We start from the raw sequence: 19,536 nt of genomic DNA on the forward strand, positions 1-19,536 counted from the left end.
AAAGTAATAAATTTTGGTCGTGTTGCAAAAAATAAGATAATTGTATACTAAGTAGATTTAGCTAGTTACTTCTAGGAGTTTAAAAAATCAATCTGATTTCAAATGGCGTCATTTTCACGGCTAAGTGATCCTGCAATGCGTACGCTGGTACTGCAAGTACGGCATCAGCTATAGAGATTTAGAAGAAATGATGGCAGAGCGTGGTCTAAACTTGGAGCACACGACGGTTTATCGCTGGGTACAGCATTATGCGCCTGAATTAAAAAAGCGATTAGACTGGTATAAAAAGCGCTATTCAAACCGTTGGCATCTCGATGAAACGTATATCAAAGTGAAAGGCCAATGGAAATACTTGTACCGAGCCATTGATGAGGGTGGTAACACCATTGATTTTTATCTGTCTCATCGCCGCAATGCCAAAGCAGCTATTCGATTTTTGAAAAAATTAATAAAGAACAATCCAACTTGTGATATTAGTGTGATCAATACTGATAAAAATCCAGCTTATGCTTAAGCGATTAAAGTCTTGAAAAAAGAAGGGTACCTTTCAGCCCGTGTTCAACATCATCAAATTAAATATCGTAATAATCGCTTAGAAGCTGACCCTGGCAAGCTTAAACGGCTCATTAATCCAACTTTAGGCTTTCAATCGATGAAAACCGCTTATGCCACCATTAAAGGATTTGAAATCATGCGCATGTTTAAGAAAGGACAATTTAATGCCTGGATGTATGGTACTTGCAATGAAGTGTCTTTTATCAATGAGCAGTTCGGACTTTACAAGTAAGATCTACCTAAAATTTAACTTTTATTATCTTTAATTGTATTTGCAACGCAGCCGTTTAGCGTAATAAATATTTGCAATTATAACACTAAGTGATATAATTATTTAAAATAGAAAAAATTGGAAATATATAAAGTCAATGCCTTTTCGGAATGGGCTAAAGAGCACAAGATTTCCGAGCAGTTGCCATCTCAGAAATGAATAATGGGTTATTTGATGCTAATCTAGGTGGTAACATTTATAAAAAAAGAATTCCATTAGATAATAAAGGTAAGCGAGGAGGCGCGAGAACTATAGTTGCCTTTAAATTTAATAATAAAGCCTTTTTATATATAGTTTTGCAAAAAACAAAAAAGCTAATATTAATGATAAAGAGCTTAAAGCTTTAAAAAAATTAGCCAAAATTTATTTTTCTTTATCAGATATAGAAATTATGAATGCATTAGATTCTGGCAATCTAATTAGAGTAGGTGAAAAATGAAAAAATCAATTTTAGATGTTGTGCATGGGTCCGCTAAAGGTCTTTATGATGCTGGTATTGTAGATGCTACTACAATGCATGAATTTGATGCATTATGTTTGCCTCCTATTAAATCTTTTACAGCGCAAGAAATTAAAACCTTGCGTCTAAAAGAGCATGTTAGTCAGGTCGTTTTCGCTAAATATTTAAACACATCGCCATCAACTGTTCGCCAATGGGAACAGGGGGAAAAACACCCAAGAGGCACCTCTTTAAAACTATTAAATTTAATAGCCGATAAAGGGTTAACTATTTTAGCTTAAATAATGTTCGTTTCGAGATTACTTATAAATTAATAGGTATTTAAATTGAGTAAGCACTTAAAAGGCGAATGCTCCTACTCGATCCAAATCTATCTTCAGAATGGCTCTTAGCAATAATGCCTGTATCCTTTATAAATAGGTGGAATAGTCTCAAGAACGGTCCTTTCTTGAGATTTTTTCTTAAATGAAAAAAATGAATAATTAGTTTTAAAAAAAAGCACGCAGCTAATAGAATACGCTTTTTTATTATTATAAAGTCCACAATGCGTTCTTCCTTTAACTTTTTTGCCAAGCTACCTGCTGATCCACCCTTACTTTTAATTTATTCAAAACTGTCTGCCCAAGAGTTATATTTAAAGTGTCGCCTGCTCGATAAGCAGCAATCATTTCTTGCGACGCTTGCCTTATTAGAAAAGCAAGAGCAGGAGGCGGTGGTTTATCAACAACGATTACTCATGGATTTATTACAGTCGCAAACGCATCCGATAATGACCACTATTGCTTTTTCGGCAGCCGCTCATCATCGTCTGTTAAATGCTTTATGGCTGCTTATGAAAAATCCTTTCTGGGAACTAGCAAGTAAACTGGCTGTCATGCGTCTATTAGGTCAATTGAAAGGGCAAGAGCTTAAAGTAGCAGATGCCACTTTAGATGAGATTAAAGCCAAATTAAATAGCGAGCATTCCAGGGAAATTTGTCAAGGGTTTGAATTATTAACCCTCTTACTACCTGGCTTTATCGCAACTGACAAAGTAAGTGCGCTGCTGCCAACTGTGCAGGTGAAACTGACGAGTAATGATGGGAGTGTACGAGTAGCAGCGCTCAACTGTTTAGCCCTTTTTATTCCGCGCTTATCAACCAGTGAAAGCAGTGCGTTGCTACCAGCCATTCGGTTAAAGTTAGACGATAATAATTGGTATGTAAGACAAGCAGCCCTCAATTGCTTAACTGTGCTTATCCCGCGTGTATCGCTTACTGAGGTCAGTAGGCTGCTGCCCGCTGTGCAGGGGAAATTGGTGGATAATTATGAGGATATACGAGAAGCAGCACTTAAGTGTTTAGCCGTGCTTATCCCACGCCTATCACCTAGGGAGGTCAATGCACTGCTATCAGCCATCCAGTTGAAGGTAACAGATCATTTTTGGGCTATACGACAAACGGCGCTCAAGTGTTTAGCTCTGCTTATACCTTGCTTGTTACCTAGTGAAATCAGTGCGCTGCTGCAAGCCGAGCAGCAAAAATTAACAGACAAGGAGTGGATGGTACGACAAATGGCACTCAATTGTTTAGCCATGCTTATTCCATACGTGTCATCCAGTGAGGTGAGTGCGCTACTGCCCGCCGTGCAGTTAAAATTAGCGGATAGTGGTTGGTGGTCTGTACGAAAGGCGGCGCTCGATTGCTTAGCCGTGCTTATTCCGTACGTGTCATCCAGTGAGGTGAGTGCGCTGCTGCCCGCCGTGCAATTAAAATTGTTGGATAATGACCGGATGATGCAACACGCGGCGCTCAAATGTTTAGCCGTGCTTATCCCATGTCTGTCATCCAGGGAGGTCAATGCATTGTTGCCAGCTATCCAGCTAAAATTAACGGATAATGAGTTGATTGTACGACAAGCGGCGCTCAAGTGCTTAACTGTGAATATCCCGCGCCTATCATCTAATGAAGTCAATGCATTGCTGCAAACCGTAAAGTTAAAATTGGCAGATAATGAATGGAATGTGCGGGAAGCAGCATTCAAGTGTTTAAGCCTCCTTATCTCCCAGGTCGCACCCAGTGAGGTGAGTGCGCTGTTGCTCGCCGTACAGTTAAAATTAGCAGATAATGATAGCTATATACTACAGACGCTTAAGTGTTTAACTCTCCTTATCCCTCGGGTGCCCCTCAGTGAGGTGAGTGCACTACTGCCAGTCGTGCAATTAAAATTGGCCAATATTGAGTGGGATGTAAGACAAGTGACGCTCAAGTGTTTAGCCATGCTTATTCCGTACGTGTCACCCAATGAGATGAGTACACTGCTGCCCACCGTGCAGTTGAAATTAGTGGACAACGATTGGAGGGTACGGCAAACGGCGCTTAAGTGTTTATCCACGCTTATTCCGTACGTATCACCCAATGAAGTCAGTACGTTGTTGCTCGCCGTGCAGTTGAATTTAGCGGATAATGTCTGGAATGTACGAAAAGCGGCACTCAACTGTTTAGCCAGGCTTATTCCTCGCGTATCATCCATTGAGCTCAGTGCACTACTACCCGCCGTGCAGGTGAAATTGACAGATAATGAGTGGAATGTACGACAAGCAGCGCTCAACTGTTTATCTGTCCTTATCCCCCGGGTGTCACCAAGGGAGGTAAGGCAATTGCTCTCAGTGCTTAAGGAAAGACTGACCGGTACTGACAAAGAGGCTCAGGAAGTGGCTGGCTCGTGTTTAATTACCTTGGTTTCGAAACTCACATCTGCTGACCAAAATAAATTTATCAGGGAAGAAGGTGCGTCTTTAGTGCATACCCACCCTCAGTTATTTTATCAATTGGTTAACACGTTAATCAGTCAAGCTGAGAAAAAGGTCAAAGACTGGCTACTGTCTTTGCAACAGGTATCCGAAAGTGACTTGTTTTTACAAGCCTTTGTAAGCCATTACCAGCTATTGTTAAATGAACAATTACCTTCTAATGGCCTACAGCTTAACCTTTAAGTTAAGTGCTTATTGAATTGGCGTTTAAATTTTCAAACTAAGCCTTGCAAAAATTAGACGCTTAATCTTATAGGGCCCTTTCTAAAACAAATTTAATTTAGGTAAAAAAAAGTTTTCCTGTTTATCAGCGTCCAAATTGGGTTGCACGAATGAAAAAAGGGTCATTTTAAGCTCTAAGGGTAAGCGGTTAAAGCCTGAGTTTGTTTCTTGTTTAGTGCCTTGGTTAAAAAAAGTAATCCGTGTATCAAGGGTTGTTTTTGCCTGAGCCATGAGTGATTTAAATTCGTCGGTTTGGTGCGCTTGCGTCAGTTGGCCGTCATTGAGAATGAAAGCAAGCGGATGGTTGGGATTGGTCTTTAGTTGTTTCAAGAAGGTCAGGCTTGTGCTTAGGGGTTCTTCTTTTAAACGATTAATAATCTCTGATTTACAATATTGACTTAATGCTGAAAGGGTCCTGGTAGTAAAAGATTGACCAACTACAAGGTCACGCCAGATGATTTCAAGAAGTTGTTTCGCTAGATTTTCATTGAAGGTCGTTTTTTTAAGATGATCTAGAGCGTAAGAATTTCCTTGGCGAGCGGCACATTCATACAAGCGAATGGCTTCGGGTAAATTCACAGGTCCGCCTTGACCATTTTGATGCATTGTTGCCCGATTCACCATAAAACCACTATGCTCGCCTAATTGTATGGCTTGCTCATAGAGCCGGATAGCCTCGGGATAATTTACAGGCCCGTCTTGACCGAATCGATATAGATTGGCGCGATTATTCATGGCATAACTATTGCCTAATTGTATGGCTTGCTCATAGAGGTAAATGGCTTCGGGTAAATTTACAGGCCCACCTTGGCCTTGCTCATGCATAAGGGCGCGACCATTCATGGCATTACTATTGCCTAATTGTATGGCTTGCTCATAGAGGCGAATGGCTTCGGATAAATTTACAGGCCCGCCTTGACCATTTTCATGCATAAGGGCGCGGTAATACATGGCCTCACTATTACCTAATTGTATAGCTTGCTTATAGAGACGAATGGCTTCAGGAAGGTTCACGGGCCCACCTTGGCCTCGCTCATGCATAAAAGCGCGATTAGTCATGGCACTACTATGGCCTAATTGTATGGCTTGCTCATAGAGGCGAATGGCTTCAGGATAGTTCACGGGCCCACCTTGGCCTCGCTCATGCATCAGGGCACGATTAAACATGGCACTACTATTGCCTAATTGTATCGCTTGCTCATAGAGGCGAATGGCTTCGGGAAGATTTACTGGGCCGCCTCGGCCTAAATAGTGCATCACCGCTCGACCAAACATAGCCTCACTATGGCCTAATGGTATGGCCCGCTCATACAAGTAAATCGTCTTTTGATAATCTAGTGGATAACCTACCCCAAAATAATACAAGCGTGCTTGCAGTACCAAAGCAAAGGAGTTGCCGTCTTTGATTTGCTGCTCACAGTCAGCACAGACCTTCGCAATCACCTGTTGTAATGCACTATCCGTTTCTAGCCGTTTTTTAAACGCGGGTAAATTAAGCTTATCTATTAATAATGGTAGTCGTCTCGTGTTTCCCGCTAATATTTCTTGAACAACTTCAGGGATGAAGCGGTCTTCATTAATCAGCCTAGAGGATTCAATGTAAGTCATGTATAGAGTGCTCAACAAAAAGGGGTGATTGTATAAAGACTACTAATTTTTGCAACCTATTTCACTTATTAGTAGTCTTACTGCCGCATTGCAAATACTATTAAAGATAAGGAAGGGGACTCTGTTGTAAGTAAGAAACAATTTAAAGAATCTTAATTTTTGGCTAGATCTCAATTGTATAAACCAATTTGTTCATTACTTCGAATGGTATTTCCACCTTCCACTCATAGAATTGTTCTTTTTTGAACCTGAGTATTATTTCAAAATCCTTAATAGTCGCGTATGCGGTTTTCATCGATTGAAAGCCTCTGACTGGATTAATAAGGGACTTATATTTTCCATGATCTGCCTCTAGTCGATTATTACGATACTTTATTTGCAAGTGTTGCAGTATGTAGCAAGGATATTTTCCTGGTTTTCTAAGCTATAAAGTAAAATATTCAATGTTACATCAGGTGATTTGTTGGCACTAGGACCCGGCATAGTTTTGATAATATTCTCATTACGAGCATCTTGGTATTGGAGATAATTTTTTTCAAAATCAATTTCTTTTAGAAAGGCCTCATTAGAAAAAACATCATTTAAGGCAATTGATAATTGAAATAATCTCACCACATCTTTTGGATTATCTAAATAAGAGGCAATCTGCTGTAAAATCTCCGGTGGCAGCGTGGTAAAATCACGGGTTTGCAAGGCCTCTTCGCCCGCTAATCCATTATTTTGCAAAGCTTCTTCTCGTGAAAAAAAACTTCTAAGCACCGTAATAATTTGCGAAACCTTATCTTTTACTTGTTGATTTTTGTAAAACATATGATTAATCCCAATAGTGTGTTACTAATCTTCATACAATTGAGGTAATTTTAGTCCATTTTTCTTATTCATGTTGAATACGATAAGTAATAAGTACTAATTAGTTTTGAGTTTCGAGGCTAAATAGCTTGAAAAATGAAGTTTGGGTGCTTTAATTACTAAGCAGTTGTTTTAATAATTTTGGAGCCAACTTCATAAAATCATCACTAAGGATAGGATAATGAATTTAAAAAAAACAACGATTATTTCTGTTTGCTTCTTTATGAATACGTCATGGTCTGCCCCTATAGCAGATGTGATTACCAATCCGCAAGCCTCAGCGGATAACACCGTGTTTAACTTTTCTTACTCAGTGACTTCGTTACAAAAATACTATCGGGTTTATCTTGACCTAGAGCACCGTGCAAGTAGTGGGTTTCCACAAGGCGGGCTTTACGCAAACTACCTCATTGAAAATGACGTCTTGTATAAGTATGTAGGTCCTGGCTGGAATTGGAGTAAAGTCAAGTCACTTGGCAGTACAACAGGAACTAATAACAGCTGGGTTGTACCGAGAGCCGATGTTCTTGCTAATGCTAACCTTGCAGGGACCGTGGATTACCTCTATCAGGTAGAATCACCCTTAGGTATTTCTTCATACACTAAGTTAACATTAACTTATCCAGGAGCAGACGGTCAAAACTCTGATTTACCGCCACCCATAGCTTGTGCAAAATGTACAAGTCAAATCGCTCAGGGAGCTAAATGGAATTATGTTATCTCTGAAACACCCAAATTTTCTGTTTTAGCTGATATTTATGATATCAGCGGTTTTAGTAGTGATGCTAAACTTGTTAATAAAATTCATACCCAAGGCAGTAAAGCAATTTGTTATGTGAGTGCTGGCTCTTGGGAAGATTGGCGTCCAGATGCCAATCAATTTCCTGAGTCGGTTAAAGGGAGCTCCAATGGTTGGCCAGGCGAAAAATGGCTTGATATTCGACAAACTAAAATTCTCCTACCTATCATGCAGGCCCGTATTAACATGTGTAAAGAGAAAGGCTTTGATGCCATTGAATTTGATAATGTCGATGGCTATACCAATAAAACCGGTTTTCCTTTGAAAAGTGCTGAGCAAGCTTATTATAATGCCTCGTTAGCTAATATGGCACATCAAGCAGGTCTTGCGGTCGGATTAAAAAACGACCTCAACCAAGTTGAGCAATTATTGCCTTATTTTGATTTTGCCATCAATGAGCAATGCTTTGAGTACAATGAGTGTGACGATTTAATGCCGTTTATTAATGCCAATAAAGCGGTGCTTAATGTTGAGTATAATTTAGCAACAAGCAAATTTTGCTCTAAGGCTAATGCGATGCGTTTCAGTGCTATAAAAAAAGACGGTAGCTTGAAAGAAAAAGTGACGTTCTGTAATTAATCCTATTGACTCAGCGCTAGGGCCTACTTAAGCCTTAGCGCTGAGGTTAGGCTAGTCATGACTTAATCAGGGTAAAGTACAGGTAGTTGTAAAAACAGCCCTTGATAGGCATTAAAAAAATTTTGGTGGGCGTTATAATAAAGAGGGATAATTAATGATTAGACCCTAAAACTCTGAATAAAAGAGAATCCGCCAAAAAAATAAGTTGCTAGACAAGCCGTATTCTATTATTAATTTTAACGCGATTAAGGCTGACTGGGTACGATTACGGAGGATTTTAAAGCATCTAATAAATCACTTGTTCTTGTACTTGTTTTGCCCTCTCTCATTACTGGATAACGTTGCTCAATTTTTTCAATCGCTTCATTAATAGTCATTGATTTAGATAGCGATATCAAATCGACTAAGGCGTTAATTTTTTCCTTTTTAGCTTTTTTATTAGGGTAGGGCCAGTGACTATTAACTTCTTTCTTAAGTTGATTTATTAGATCAACAATACGTTGTAGGTGTTGTTCACTAAATTGACTTTGAACATCAGAAAAATTATTGTTATGTTCTCGTTTTCTATCATACAAAAGCCCTGGCTGTGTGAATGACAAAATATAGTCAGTTATTTCGAGGGGTAGCTTAGCTAAGGCACAGGTTGACTGCTGACTTTGCTTAAAAAAGAGTTGTCTTACAGGATTCAGTAAACGTGCCTGTTGTATTATTTTATTAAGCTCATTACTTTGTTTACTCACATCATTATCGTTAAGGATTAAAGTCAGGGGGTGTCGAAAGTTAAATGTTAACTGCTTTAAAAAAGCAACACTTGTTTTTAACTCAGAACCAGTTATTTTCTCAATTATAATAGGTTTGCAATATTTACTTAATGCTGCTAACGTCTTTTCAGAAAATGGCCTGCCTTCAATCAGCTCATCCCATACGAGGTCTACTAGTTTTTTAGCAACCTCTTCATTAATAGAGATATCATTTAAATTTCTCAACGCGTCGTTTGAGTTGCCTCGAATGGCCTGCTCATATAAATATATCGCCTGAGCAAGATTAGGCTCGCCGTGTTGTCCAAGTTGATATATACAAGCAAGCATAAAAGCAGCACTAGTATTGCCTAAAGTTCTTGCTTTTTCATAGAGTTCAATCGCTTTAGAAAAATCAACTGCGCTACCTTGGCCAGATTCATACATATAAGCCCGCACCAATAGTGCATTTGTATCACCTAAGTTAATGGCCATATCTAGTAATTCTATAGCTCGAGTAACATTAGTCCCTTCGCTTCGGTAAAGACATGCAAGAGGAAAAATAGCACTTGTATCGCCTAATACAATCGCTTTTTCATACAATTCAATTGCTTTAGATAAATCAACCTCGCCACCTTGGCCTCGTTGGTACATCTGCGCTCGATTCATCATGGCATATGTATCACCTAACGCGATGGCCTTATCAAAGAACTCAATGGCTTTCTGAAAATCAACAGGGCCTCCATGGCCTAATTGATACATCGAGGCACGATTACTTAGTGCCGCTATACTGCCTAACTCAATTGCTTTATCAAATAATTCAATTGCTTTAGAAAAGTTAACAGGGCTACCTTGACCACTTCGATACATTTGTGCACGATTATTTATGGCAAAAGCATGATTAGGGTTAATTTTAATGGCTTGTTCATAAGAGTCAGCTGCACTAAGTGGGCTAATTAAACAGCTCAAGTCATGCTGAGCTAGAAAACCTAATAAGGCTAGGGTATGTTCGTTATTGGCTAGAGTCTGACATTGTTGAATAATGTTATTAATAAGGGTGCTTAAAGCCTTGTTATGAGCGACTAGTTGTTTGAAAGGATAATTTATCTTACTTAACCTAAATGAGCTCGTATAATTGCCTTCTAATAATTGCTTTATGACCATGGCAAATAATTTCGCATGATTATTCATTTCAAACGCACTAACCGTATCAGAAGCTGTTTTCATCACTTAAATCCTCGTACTCGCGTAAAGGCCATTAACCTTTCCCTCATTCTAGCCATAATTACGCTATTTAATTTGGTGGTGCCGAACCTAATGATAAACTGAGGTTTATCGCTAGTTAGCCAAACCTAAACGACGTATCATTGTCGCTTAATCCTTCATTAGATGGTTTAATCATTTCTTTATTTTCCATAGTTAAGTCATCTAAATTAAAATCATTAGTAGAAGTAGGCTCCGGAGAAAAGAAAGATAAATTAGGTACGTATTTAGCCTTGGTATCGTTAGACTCTAATGGGTTATTATGGGGCTCTGTTTTAGCTAAAGTAGCCAAGAGGTCAATTACTTCACCCATAAATCTAATTAAAAATGCAGCATAGTCTTGCTGGCTTCTCATTGCCTCTTCATCTCGCTCTTCTTTAGTAGACATAATCATAACCTTAAAGGACAATTCATTTCGTGGTTATTATATAAATTTACAAATAGATTAAATTTTAAACAAATAATTTTTTGCTATTTCTTTACAAAAGTAATATGAGTGGCGAAGTAAGTAGACTTATGGTTTGTATAGCAAAAGACATGCATAAAACTTATGAGTAAGCCAGAGTAAGTGTATGTTAATAAAATTAGAATTTAAAATTTAACTATTGACTACAAAACGCCGCTTCAACTTCAAGAGTGTAGCTAATTTGCAGCAATAGATAGTTACTAAATTAATTTAAGTTTCTGATATATAACAGTATTTTTTCCATACCAACGTTATAAGTTTATTCTCTTTCTGTAGCATAATTAGGTAGAGCCACCTAACGCAGTGTAGGCATTATCGGGAATGATTATTGACATCAGTATCTACATTAAAATGGCGTTGATGAGCATCCTTTCTCAGGAGCATGTGAAATGTAGTATTAAAAGTTAAATCATGGTTTTGTTATAAGGCTATTATTGAATAGGCTAATAAGTACTTAAATATAAAAGTAAACAGTATTCTATCAATTAAAATAACGTGCTAGCATCAAATTGGAGTTGTGAATAATTGAGATAGTCTATAACCAAAAGCAAGAGAAACTTAAAGTTTCATGGCATCTACTTTGATTCAATTATTATATATGCTGAATCCCATTCTCATTCTTTCCTTAATCCCTATATTTTATGTAAGGAACAACTTATGAAGAAGTATTTATTTATATTAGCAGCAACAGCTAGCAGTGTGTCTAGTCAAATTTTAGCTGGTACTATGGGCCCAACAGTTTTACCTGCCAAGACCTGGAGTTGGGTAAGCTCTATTAGTGGAGGCCCTATATGGACCGACAGCAAAGAGTCAAGGACGCTTTTCCTAACGCCAGAAATTGTTAAAACTTATTCAGCTAAAAAGGTAAGTGATGTTCTGGCCTCTGGAGAGTTTTTTTTAGGCCTACAGAGAAACTTTTCTTCTGATTGGCAAGCTCAGCTAGGATTAGCTATAGCAACAGCCGGCAGTGCTAAATTTCATGGAGTAATTTGGGATGATGCTGATCCAGAGTTTAATAACCATACTTATCGATATAAAGTAAGACACAAACGTGTGGCAGTAAAAGGAAAACTATTGAAAGATTATGGTTATTGGCTTACGCCGTGGGTGAGCGGTAGCTTAGGTATTGGCTTTAATCGCTCCCATGATTTTACTAATACACCTGTGATTCCTGAAGCGCTTCCTAATTCTAATTTCCATAATCACACAAAAAATACATTTACCTATACAGTAGGTGCTGGTTTACAAAAATCTATTACTGACTATTTGCAGGCAGGTATAGGTTATGAATTTGCTGATTGGGGAAAAAGTGAGTTAGGTCGAGCCTATGATCAAACATTGAATAACCGGTTAAACCTTAATCATTTTTATACTCATGGTTTAATGTTTAATCTTTCGTTAGTAGTTTAACGATACGCCGGTAAGGTATACCTGTATTAATATAGGTAAAGGAAAAAGATTTTATACTCCGTAGTAGCTACATAGCAGCGTATACTTAAAGTAACCTCGCTAAATTAGTGGGGTTAACCAATTTTAACCATTGCTATTAAGTAATGTTAATTAGGCAGCAAAAGAATTAGGGGTTCTTAGGCCGACGATGTCTACGTAAATTTTAACTTTTTTAATAAAATCGCCCTTTTCTTTAGAATACAACCGGATTTGCTTTTTAATTATTTTATTTGCTTGAATTGTATTTACCACTTTGCTTAAAAAGACAGACGTCTTGGTTGAGTATATAGCACCTGAGCTGAGATAGCTTGGAAAAAAGCCTTGCAGTTACCGAGCTCTACGGAGATGTGCAGGCTACTCTCAAAGTATATCCGTTAGGCTAGTTATCCTAAATTAATTTATGCTTGCTGAGTACTCCCCTGATTATGTTTTACCGGACCCTGGTGGCATAGTGTTACCTATTATCATAATCAAACATGCTTTAATAATAGAAAATTACTAATAAATTTTTATTTATATTTTTACGTCAAAGTGCAAGTTCAGGAGAGCTAGGTCTGCAACTGAAATTCTTTGTATCTAAAATGCAAAAAGAACTCTTACATGCATTTTTAAAAGTTAAATTAACGATGCTATTAAAAGCTAAGAGCCGACTCTTAGCTTTTAATTTTATAGCCTAATAAGGTTACTGCAGTTATTTTGTTGCGATGTTAGGTAAACCATAAACCATAATAGACTTACCAAAATCTTCTGGGATGAAATTAGCATAGCCACACCCAAACATTAGCAAACCCTTAGCCACTGAAGGCCCCGCTGTATACATAGCCCCCTGATCGCAACTATACTGGCTTAAATAAGCACCCGTTAATGTGTCTAGAGCATAAACCACGCCATAATATACCGGCCAATAGACAATGCCATTAGAAATAGCCACAACACCATTACTTCGCGCTTTTTGTTGGTTAGCTAAAGGTATTAAAGTGCTATTTGGCATCACATTAACAGGTACGTTAAATTGGTTATTTTTTAAGACTAAGTTAAAATTTAAACCATATTTAAAACGCTCATCATTACTATAAAATTCATCCGGGCAGCCAGGAGAATTTACGTCAACAATTTCTGATTGTGCAGGTATCGTTTGCCATTTGAGTCGGCCTGTATTTGCATCAATTGCATTAAGATAGCCGGTCATACAAGTCTTTCTACCATTGGCCAAAATAGACATAAAGTTTATTGGTGTTTCGCTCACATACCCACCCGCCGAACAAGCAGCATAGAGCGTTTCTGTTTGTGGATCATAGCCTAGGCCCCAATGAATTCCACCAAAAGAACTTCCCACACAAACATCTACTCTTTTTAAGAGCTTACCTGTGGATGCTTGAATCCAGAAAATCTCGCCTCCTTTGTTATGTGATATAACCACTTTTCCTAGCTTCTTTAGATTGGCAACGACTGGCGCACTACCACCCACATCCCAATCCGGGCCTGGAACCGGAACATTACAAGGAATATTACTGTTTGAACCACACGCATTTTGCCAACTATCTAATCCTGTGGTGGGTATGTGCCAAGCAAAACTCCCATCTTCAATTTTTAATGCAATAATGGAATTAGCTGCTAACGGTTGTGTCACACCAAGTTGAATTAATTTTTTCTCAGCTTCTCGGAGACATTGTTGTGCACCAATTCCTGTTTCTCCTTTTTTAGTCGTGCTAAACGTTGATGTAGTTACTGATTTTGGTCTTTCCATACAGGAGGCTGCAAAATCAGGGTAGTTATAAAGCTGTCCTGAACCAAAAATGACCAAACCTAATTCTGGGATAATCGAAGGAGAGCTCGCCCATACTCCGCCACCAGCAAACCAAGTCCCTGGAGTACTATAGCTACCAGGAGGAGCAGGAATAGTATATTGAGTCCATTTTATTGACGGCATATCGGGTGATGAACCTTGCCCGCCTAAATTTAAGGCAAGCATATGACCTCTAAACGTTTGAGGAATTTCTAAAAAATTGTTAAAGCTAGAGAATCCTAAAAATGCTGTATTATTATAAATTCGAGGACTATCCGTTGCACTAGGTATCACTGCTGCCCCACCAACAGCAACTTCACTTAAATCAACTAAATCTATTTTCCACAGAAAGGTTCCAGTGGCTGCATCCACAGCAAAGGCCATAGGTGGCGTCCTAAATAGGAGGCTTAAAGCCAGCGATTTAGGCGTATCAATAGCAGTATAAAGTAACGTACCTTCCCCCGTTGCTCTATTATAATAAGCTGGTGAAGCGCGCACAGCCGGTGGTTTCATGCCAGGAATTCCTGGGACATTAAGCATTGTGCTTACGTCCTGCACCCAAAGTTGATTACACCCTTGAAAATTACCGTACTGATCACGCAGTATTTTATGGGCACCAATTTTTCCTGCAAACCCGGTCCAATAAATTATATCATCTACAATAACGGGTTTTGCACTGTTAGAAAAAGCAACAATATTATTAGGAGTAGGAACAAGGCCTTGAGTATAGTCTATTTTACACAATTGAAGTATTTGGTTTATATTATTCTTAGTGACTCCTGAGTTTATATTGAAATGACTGTTGTGGATATTTTGTCCCCAATTACTCCAATCTTCGAGTTTTTTAGCTTTACTTATAATAAGACTATTTTTTGCATCTGGCTGATAACACTGATTTTTATTAGGGCTACCATCTGGATTAACTTGACAAAAAACAGGCCCCTTATTAATTCCAGAAACAGGCAGCAAATTGCCAATAATGTTTAAGGTGACAAGGCAACTATCTCCCGGTGTCCCATGGGGAGATAGTTGACATGGGGCCGCTTGTGGCTTAATTACACCCCTTATAGGAAGAAGATTTAATGCCTTGAATCTTTTTGATTGATTTTCAATGCGATACGTAATTACCCCAGTAGCATTTTCTGCAATTGACTGTATATTGCTACCTGACGCTACGGTAATATTCCATAAAGGTTTTGCCGCAAATGAATAAGACATACAGAGTATGCCCATGAAAATGTAAACAGCACTTAGCTTTTTAAACATATATATCCTTATAGTTATCTTTTCCAAATCGACCATTGTGTAATTATTTTTCTCCATAGTCAATTAGGGGCCATGTTGCAAAAACAATACTGTAGTATAATATCTGAATTTTCGCGTAGTAGTTCTGATGAATTTTAAAAATTCTATAGATTTCAAATGGCGCTATTTTATGGCGAAGTGATTTGCAATGTGTGTTAGTATTATAAATACGGCATTAGTTATCGCGGTTTAGAAGAGATGATGAAGGAGTGCGGTCTTGAGCAAGATCACGCCAGTATTTATCGTTGGGTCCAACATTATGCGCCTGAATTGAAAAAACAATTAGACTGGTAGCTGCTGGCACCTGGATGAAGCCTATATTAAAGTGAAAAGCGAATGGAAATATCTATACAGAGCCATTGATGAAGGTGGCAATACCATTGATTTTTACTTGTCCCATCGGCGTAATGCCAAAGTAGCTAAATGCTTTCTTAAGAAACTAATCAATAATAATCCGACTTGTGATATTAATGTGATTAATACGGATAAGAACCCAGCTTATAATCAGGCCATTAAGGAATTGAAACAGGAAGGAAATTTAGCGCCGAATGTTAACCATTTGCAAATCAAATATCGTAATAATCGCCTGGAATCAGACCATGGCAAACTTAAACGGCTTATTAATCCTACCTTAGGTTTCCAATCGATGAAAACAGCTCTCGCTAGCATTAAAAGCTTTGAAATCATGTGCATGTTCAAAAAAGGACAGTTCAATAGGTGGCTTTATGGAGCAAGAACCGAAGTAGCCTTTATCAATGAACAGTTTGGAATTTACAAGTGAGATCTACCTAAAATTTAACTTTATTATCTTTGATAGTATTTGCAACGCGGCCGATTAAATTAAACAGCGAGCAAGAGAAGGGTTAATTCCTCCGGCGTTCAGCTAAGCAATATATCTATTAATTTATTGACCTGGTCGCTTGATAAATAGTGCCCGCTTTCAGGAGGCGCTCCTCGTTTTTTATACTCAAAGCTTGCTTCACCATAGGTACTTTTCACTGCAACGGTAAAGCATAATAAATACTTTGTTCATTAAGCTAACAATCAGGTTAATGATAATGTTGACATCACAAGTTAACTCACCTTACTTAGCAGTGTAATTTGTTGAACATAATTTGATTAGCCTTAACAGGAATTGATCTGCACCACATGCTGCAAAAAAACAGCCTGGACAGGCTGGAAACCAGCCCATCTTTGAACAGTTTTACAGACTTGCTGCATAAATTCGCATAGGGTTTCTTCACCCCGTGTCTTAAAAATTTTTCGCGACAAAGCCCTTAATTTTAAAAATTGCTATTTCTTGAACATTATTTAATATAAAAGTATTATAATTAAACAATAGTTACATTAATGATGATAAATTCATGCCTTCTATTTTACCAATTTTATTATTTGATTTTATTAAAAAAGATACCTCTGTTAGAGAATTTTATAATTATATAACACAAAATAGTAGTAATTTTAGCTTCGATATCAATGAACGAGAGCCTCGTACTAAACGGACTATGTTGCATAGAGCTTGTGCACTGGGTAATTTAGCTTTAGCACAAGCACTCATTAATATGGGTGCAAATATAAATGCTGTAACAGATGAATATAAAACACCGTTAACTGATGCAATTAGTAATGGTCATTTAGATGTTGTAAAAATGTTAATAAGAAATGGCGCTGATATAGAGTCAAAGAATGCACAAATTGTTAACAACTATATTAAGCAAGCCTCTGGTGAAGTGCAACTAGCAATAAAAGAATATCTTCTCGATAGACCATTAATAGGCTTGGCTGCGGGAATAATTAATAAACTTAATTACGATCACGATTTTAAAGATAAGGCAAATAATAAAAATCTCGGTAAGAATGTACTTTCTAAAGATTTAATTGATTCGATTAATTCTGAAGGTCGTAATGAGATTTATCAAAAAACAGTTAGGGAAATAGTAAGAAAAAAAGAAGACATTAAACAAGCCGTTATCAATAATGATTTACATCAATTAAAATTACTACTTGAAGGCGATAAAGATTTAATTAAAGTGGATTTATCTTCTACTTATTTTATGTCAGGATGCCTAACAAGATTCGCTATGCGTCATAATAATTTAGAAATGGTCAAGTTGTTAATTAAGCATGGTGATCTTTCCCTAGAACATACTCTAGAAAAAACTATAGCTGAAGAGGCTAGAGAGCGAGGATTTACATCAATTGCAGATTTTTTGGATAATCATGTAGCAAGTGCTTACCAGTCATTATTAAATGATGCCAAAATACAAGAACGACAAAAAAACAAAATATCTTTGCACTTGTTTTTTGAAGACGAAAAACCCCAATCTTCATCTTCTGATGAAGGGCAAACCCATTCCTATCTAAAGCCACCATTAACTTAATGTTGGATACTAAAAAATTTTTGATAGTGGATTAAAGATAAATAGCTGTTAAATTAATGTGCTAAAAAATACTTCTTATGTTTTAGCGACAGGTAAGTCAGTCCAGCACGTGGTATAACAAGGACTCTTCATCTCACGTTTCATCGTCCATTGATTCTGAAAGCCTTCGGCGGCAAGCCGAATCGTACGCATGCCATATTTTTTATTGATAGACTCCATAAGCGTCATTAGTTTTTCAGATTTAACTAGCTAACCCAATACAGATTAGCAAATAAGTTAAATACTTAATAAAGACAATTTAATAAGTGGATACTCAGTATCCAACTAAAGCATCTTATCAATAAGCAATTTAGACCACCTAGTTGAACTCTGACCGCAGGTTAAGATTTTAAACTTTAACCTTTATAAACATAAAATGATTTGGTATTAGCTTAGCATGGCAATGCGTTTTGCATAACAACAATAATGGCAGTCAATAATTAAAAATCTTGATTCATTGAATGGCAATAATATATTCAGTTTTAATAATGTCAATTAAAATCAAAACATCTACAATTAGGTGTATGGGCCTGTTGCAAAAATAAGTCTATAAGTATAATACCTGATTTTGCGTAGTCCTTATGAGCTTTAAAAATTCATCAGATTTCAAATGGCGTTATTTTCATGGCGAAGTGATCCTGCAACATGTACACTGGTATTGTAAATGCAGCATCAGCTACCGGGACCTAGTAGAAATGATGGCGGAGTGAGAATTATCAATTGATCATACGACGATTTATCCCTGGGTACAGCATTGTGCGCCTGAATTAAAAAAGCGATTAGGCTAGTATAAAAATTGCTATTTTAATTGTTAGTACCTTTGAAATATATATTAAAGTTAAAGGCGATGGAAATACCGGCTGCGTTGCAAAAACGGCCGTAATATAAAGAACCATCTCATCTGTTGAGCGGGTAAACTCAGTAGGTGGGATGGTTCTTTACATTACTACAGATTACTAGCTTACTATCTTAATAAAGAGTCCAAACTATAACTTTTCTCAATTTCTTCTAATGATTCATCTAATAATTTCTCATCGGGAATCACCCTACTAGATTCTCCTAAAAAATGTAGCCTATAGCTTTCTCTGGATTTACCTTGTTTATGAGCTTCAATAGGTTGATTTTCAGGCTTACCTGCCTCATTCATATATTGAACAAAGTTGAAATCTTTAATATCCTCCTCAGTAGTTGAAGATTTAACAGGTGTTCGCGAGAAAGTAGATGAAAGTAAATCAACAAATAAATCTTGCGCATATTTCTGCTTAAGAGCTACTAGCTGGTTATGAGTAATTATTACATTGTGCCAAAGATTTAATTTTTGTACTGTATCACGTAAAAAATATGAAGTTAACTCCAAACTAAGTAAATCCGATTTTTTATCTAAAAAGCGTAAAATATTTGCTAATACATAACTTGAGACATTTAAAAGAGAAGAAAATTCATTCTGTTTAGGCGCTATTTTTAAAGCAAAAATATCTGCTTCTCGCTTCTTTTTTCTCTCTCTTTGTCGTTGCAAATCATCAACGAAACCTACTTTTTTCTTTTCATACTGTTGATATTGCGCAGCTAGAATATCAATTAAAGGCATAAAATAATGTGTATTTTCAAAATAGCCTTTTTCAGGTAACGTTTTATTCAAAAGAATCCGATACCATTTTTGAAACTCTAGATAATAAGAAGATGTGGCATAAACCTCAATTCCTATATTCACTTGTTTTACAAGACTTAATTCCTTTAAAAAATTATTAAATGCCTTTTTGAGGGCTACAATATCTTCTAGATAATAACTTTCTATCATTTTTTCAATGCAAAAAACAACTCTTTCCCAATGTTCTCTGCCTTCTTGCCTCAATATATTATACTGAGAACGAAAAAAAATATTATTTTTTAAATTTTCATGTAGTTGATTTAATTCATCAAGGCTTATCATATTGAAATAATAAAAGTCTAATTGTTATATTATTGTACATAAAATT

General features: G+C 37.1%; 13 protein-coding genes and 4 pseudogenes. 9 read left to right on the forward strand and 8 right to left on the reverse strand.

Going from position 1 to position 19,536, the window contains the following annotated elements:
- The first annotated feature begins 124 nt into the window (after positions 1–124).
- From DYE47_RS15605 to DYE47_RS15620, 4 genes and pseudogenes are all read left to right on the forward strand, one after another.
- A pseudogene (locus DYE47_RS15605) lies at positions 125–787 on the forward strand (IS6 family transposase).
- 194 nt (positions 788–981) lie between these two features.
- Positions 982–1,265, forward strand: a pseudogene (locus tag DYE47_RS15610) (type II toxin-antitoxin system RelE/ParE family toxin).
- Positions 1,262–1,567, forward strand: a complete 306-nt coding sequence (locus tag DYE47_RS15615) for a helix-turn-helix domain-containing protein (RefSeq protein WP_115304370.1) — start codon at positions 1,262–1,264, stop codon at positions 1,565–1,567. The pseudogene DYE47_RS15610 and the gene DYE47_RS15615 overlap by 4 nt, the downstream one beginning before the upstream one ends.
- A 263-nt stretch (positions 1,568–1,830) precedes the next feature.
- On the forward strand, positions 1,831–4,260 hold the full coding sequence (locus DYE47_RS15620; protein WP_115304371.1) for a hypothetical protein: 2,430 nt from the start codon (positions 1,831–1,833) through the stop codon (positions 4,258–4,260).
- A gap of 81 nt (positions 4,261–4,341) precedes the next feature.
- Here DYE47_RS15620 and DYE47_RS15625 read toward each other — a convergent pair whose 3' ends face one another.
- From DYE47_RS15625 to DYE47_RS15635, 3 genes are all read right to left on the reverse strand, one after another.
- The gene (locus DYE47_RS15625; protein ID WP_115304372.1) at positions 4,342–5,907 is read right to left on the reverse strand and encodes a tetratricopeptide repeat protein; all 1,566 of its coding nucleotides are present in this window, start codon (positions 5,905–5,907) and stop codon (positions 4,342–4,344) included.
- 163 nt (positions 5,908–6,070) lie between these two features.
- Complete coding sequence (locus DYE47_RS16445; protein ID WP_423202365.1) at positions 6,071–6,289, reverse strand: DDE-type integrase/transposase/recombinase; 219 nt, start codon at positions 6,287–6,289, stop codon at positions 6,071–6,073.
- Entirely contained in the window at positions 6,280–6,717 is a 438-nt protein-coding gene (locus DYE47_RS15635) for an F-box protein (protein WP_115304373.1), read from the reverse strand. Before DYE47_RS15635 ends, DYE47_RS16445 begins: the two co-directional genes overlap by 10 nt.
- Before the next feature lie 220 nt (positions 6,718–6,937).
- Here DYE47_RS15635 and DYE47_RS15640 point away from each other — a divergent pair, with 220 nt between their 5' ends.
- Entirely contained in the window at positions 6,938–8,134 is a 1,197-nt protein-coding gene (locus DYE47_RS15640) for an endo alpha-1,4 polygalactosaminidase (RefSeq protein WP_115304374.1), read from the forward strand.
- A gap of 245 nt (positions 8,135–8,379) precedes the next feature.
- Here DYE47_RS15640 and DYE47_RS15645 read toward each other — a convergent pair whose 3' ends face one another.
- Together DYE47_RS15645 and DYE47_RS15650 are read right to left on the reverse strand one after the other, a co-directional pair.
- Positions 8,380–10,098 (reverse strand): tetratricopeptide repeat protein, encoded by a 1,719-nt coding sequence (locus DYE47_RS15645; protein ID WP_115304375.1) that lies wholly within the window; start codon positions 10,096–10,098, stop codon positions 8,380–8,382.
- 115 nt (positions 10,099–10,213) lie between these two features.
- The gene (locus DYE47_RS15650) at positions 10,214–10,522 is read right to left on the reverse strand and encodes a hypothetical protein (protein WP_115304376.1); all 309 of its coding nucleotides are present in this window, start codon (positions 10,520–10,522) and stop codon (positions 10,214–10,216) included.
- Between the two features lie 735 nt (positions 10,523–11,257).
- Between DYE47_RS15650 and DYE47_RS15655 the strand changes: the two genes are divergently transcribed.
- Positions 11,258–12,010, forward strand: a complete 753-nt coding sequence (locus DYE47_RS15655) for an outer membrane protein (RefSeq protein ID WP_115304377.1) — start codon at positions 11,258–11,260, stop codon at positions 12,008–12,010.
- Between the two features lie 730 nt (positions 12,011–12,740).
- On the opposite strand, the gene DYE47_RS15660 is transcribed toward DYE47_RS15655, so the two are convergent.
- A complete protein-coding gene (locus tag DYE47_RS15660; RefSeq protein ID WP_115304378.1) occupies positions 12,741–15,101 on the reverse strand; it encodes a PQQ-binding-like beta-propeller repeat protein in 2,361 nt (786 codons plus the stop codon).
- Positions 15,102–15,299: 198 nt separating this feature from the next.
- Here DYE47_RS15660 and DYE47_RS15665 point away from each other — a divergent pair.
- Both DYE47_RS15665 and DYE47_RS15670 read left to right on the forward strand, forming a co-directional pair.
- A pseudogene (locus DYE47_RS15665) lies at positions 15,300–15,921 on the forward strand (IS6 family transposase); the annotation flags it as partial.
- A gap of 583 nt (positions 15,922–16,504) precedes the next feature.
- Complete coding sequence (locus DYE47_RS15670; protein ID WP_115304379.1) at positions 16,505–17,521, forward strand: ankyrin repeat domain-containing protein; 1,017 nt, start codon at positions 16,505–16,507, stop codon at positions 17,519–17,521.
- A 75-nt stretch (positions 17,522–17,596) separates the two neighbouring features.
- On the opposite strand, the gene DYE47_RS15675 is transcribed toward DYE47_RS15670, so the two are convergent.
- Positions 17,597–17,749, reverse strand: a complete 153-nt coding sequence (locus tag DYE47_RS15675; RefSeq protein WP_115304380.1) for a DUF4113 domain-containing protein — start codon at positions 17,747–17,749, stop codon at positions 17,597–17,599.
- A 392-nt stretch (positions 17,750–18,141) separates the two neighbouring features.
- Here DYE47_RS15675 and DYE47_RS16450 point away from each other — a divergent pair.
- Positions 18,142–18,342 (forward strand): annotated as a pseudogene (locus DYE47_RS16450) (hypothetical protein); the annotation flags it as partial.
- A 182-nt stretch (positions 18,343–18,524) separates the two neighbouring features.
- Here the strand turns inward: DYE47_RS16450 and DYE47_RS15685 are convergent.
- Positions 18,525–19,490, reverse strand: coding sequence for a hypothetical protein (locus tag DYE47_RS15685; protein ID WP_115304381.1), 966 nt, complete (start codon positions 19,488–19,490; stop codon positions 18,525–18,527).
- Positions 19,491–19,536: the final 46 nt, after the last annotated feature.

The organism is Legionella beliardensis (assembly GCF_900452395.1).
Taxonomy (GTDB): Bacteria; Pseudomonadota; Gammaproteobacteria; order Legionellales; family Legionellaceae; genus Legionella_C; species Legionella_C beliardensis.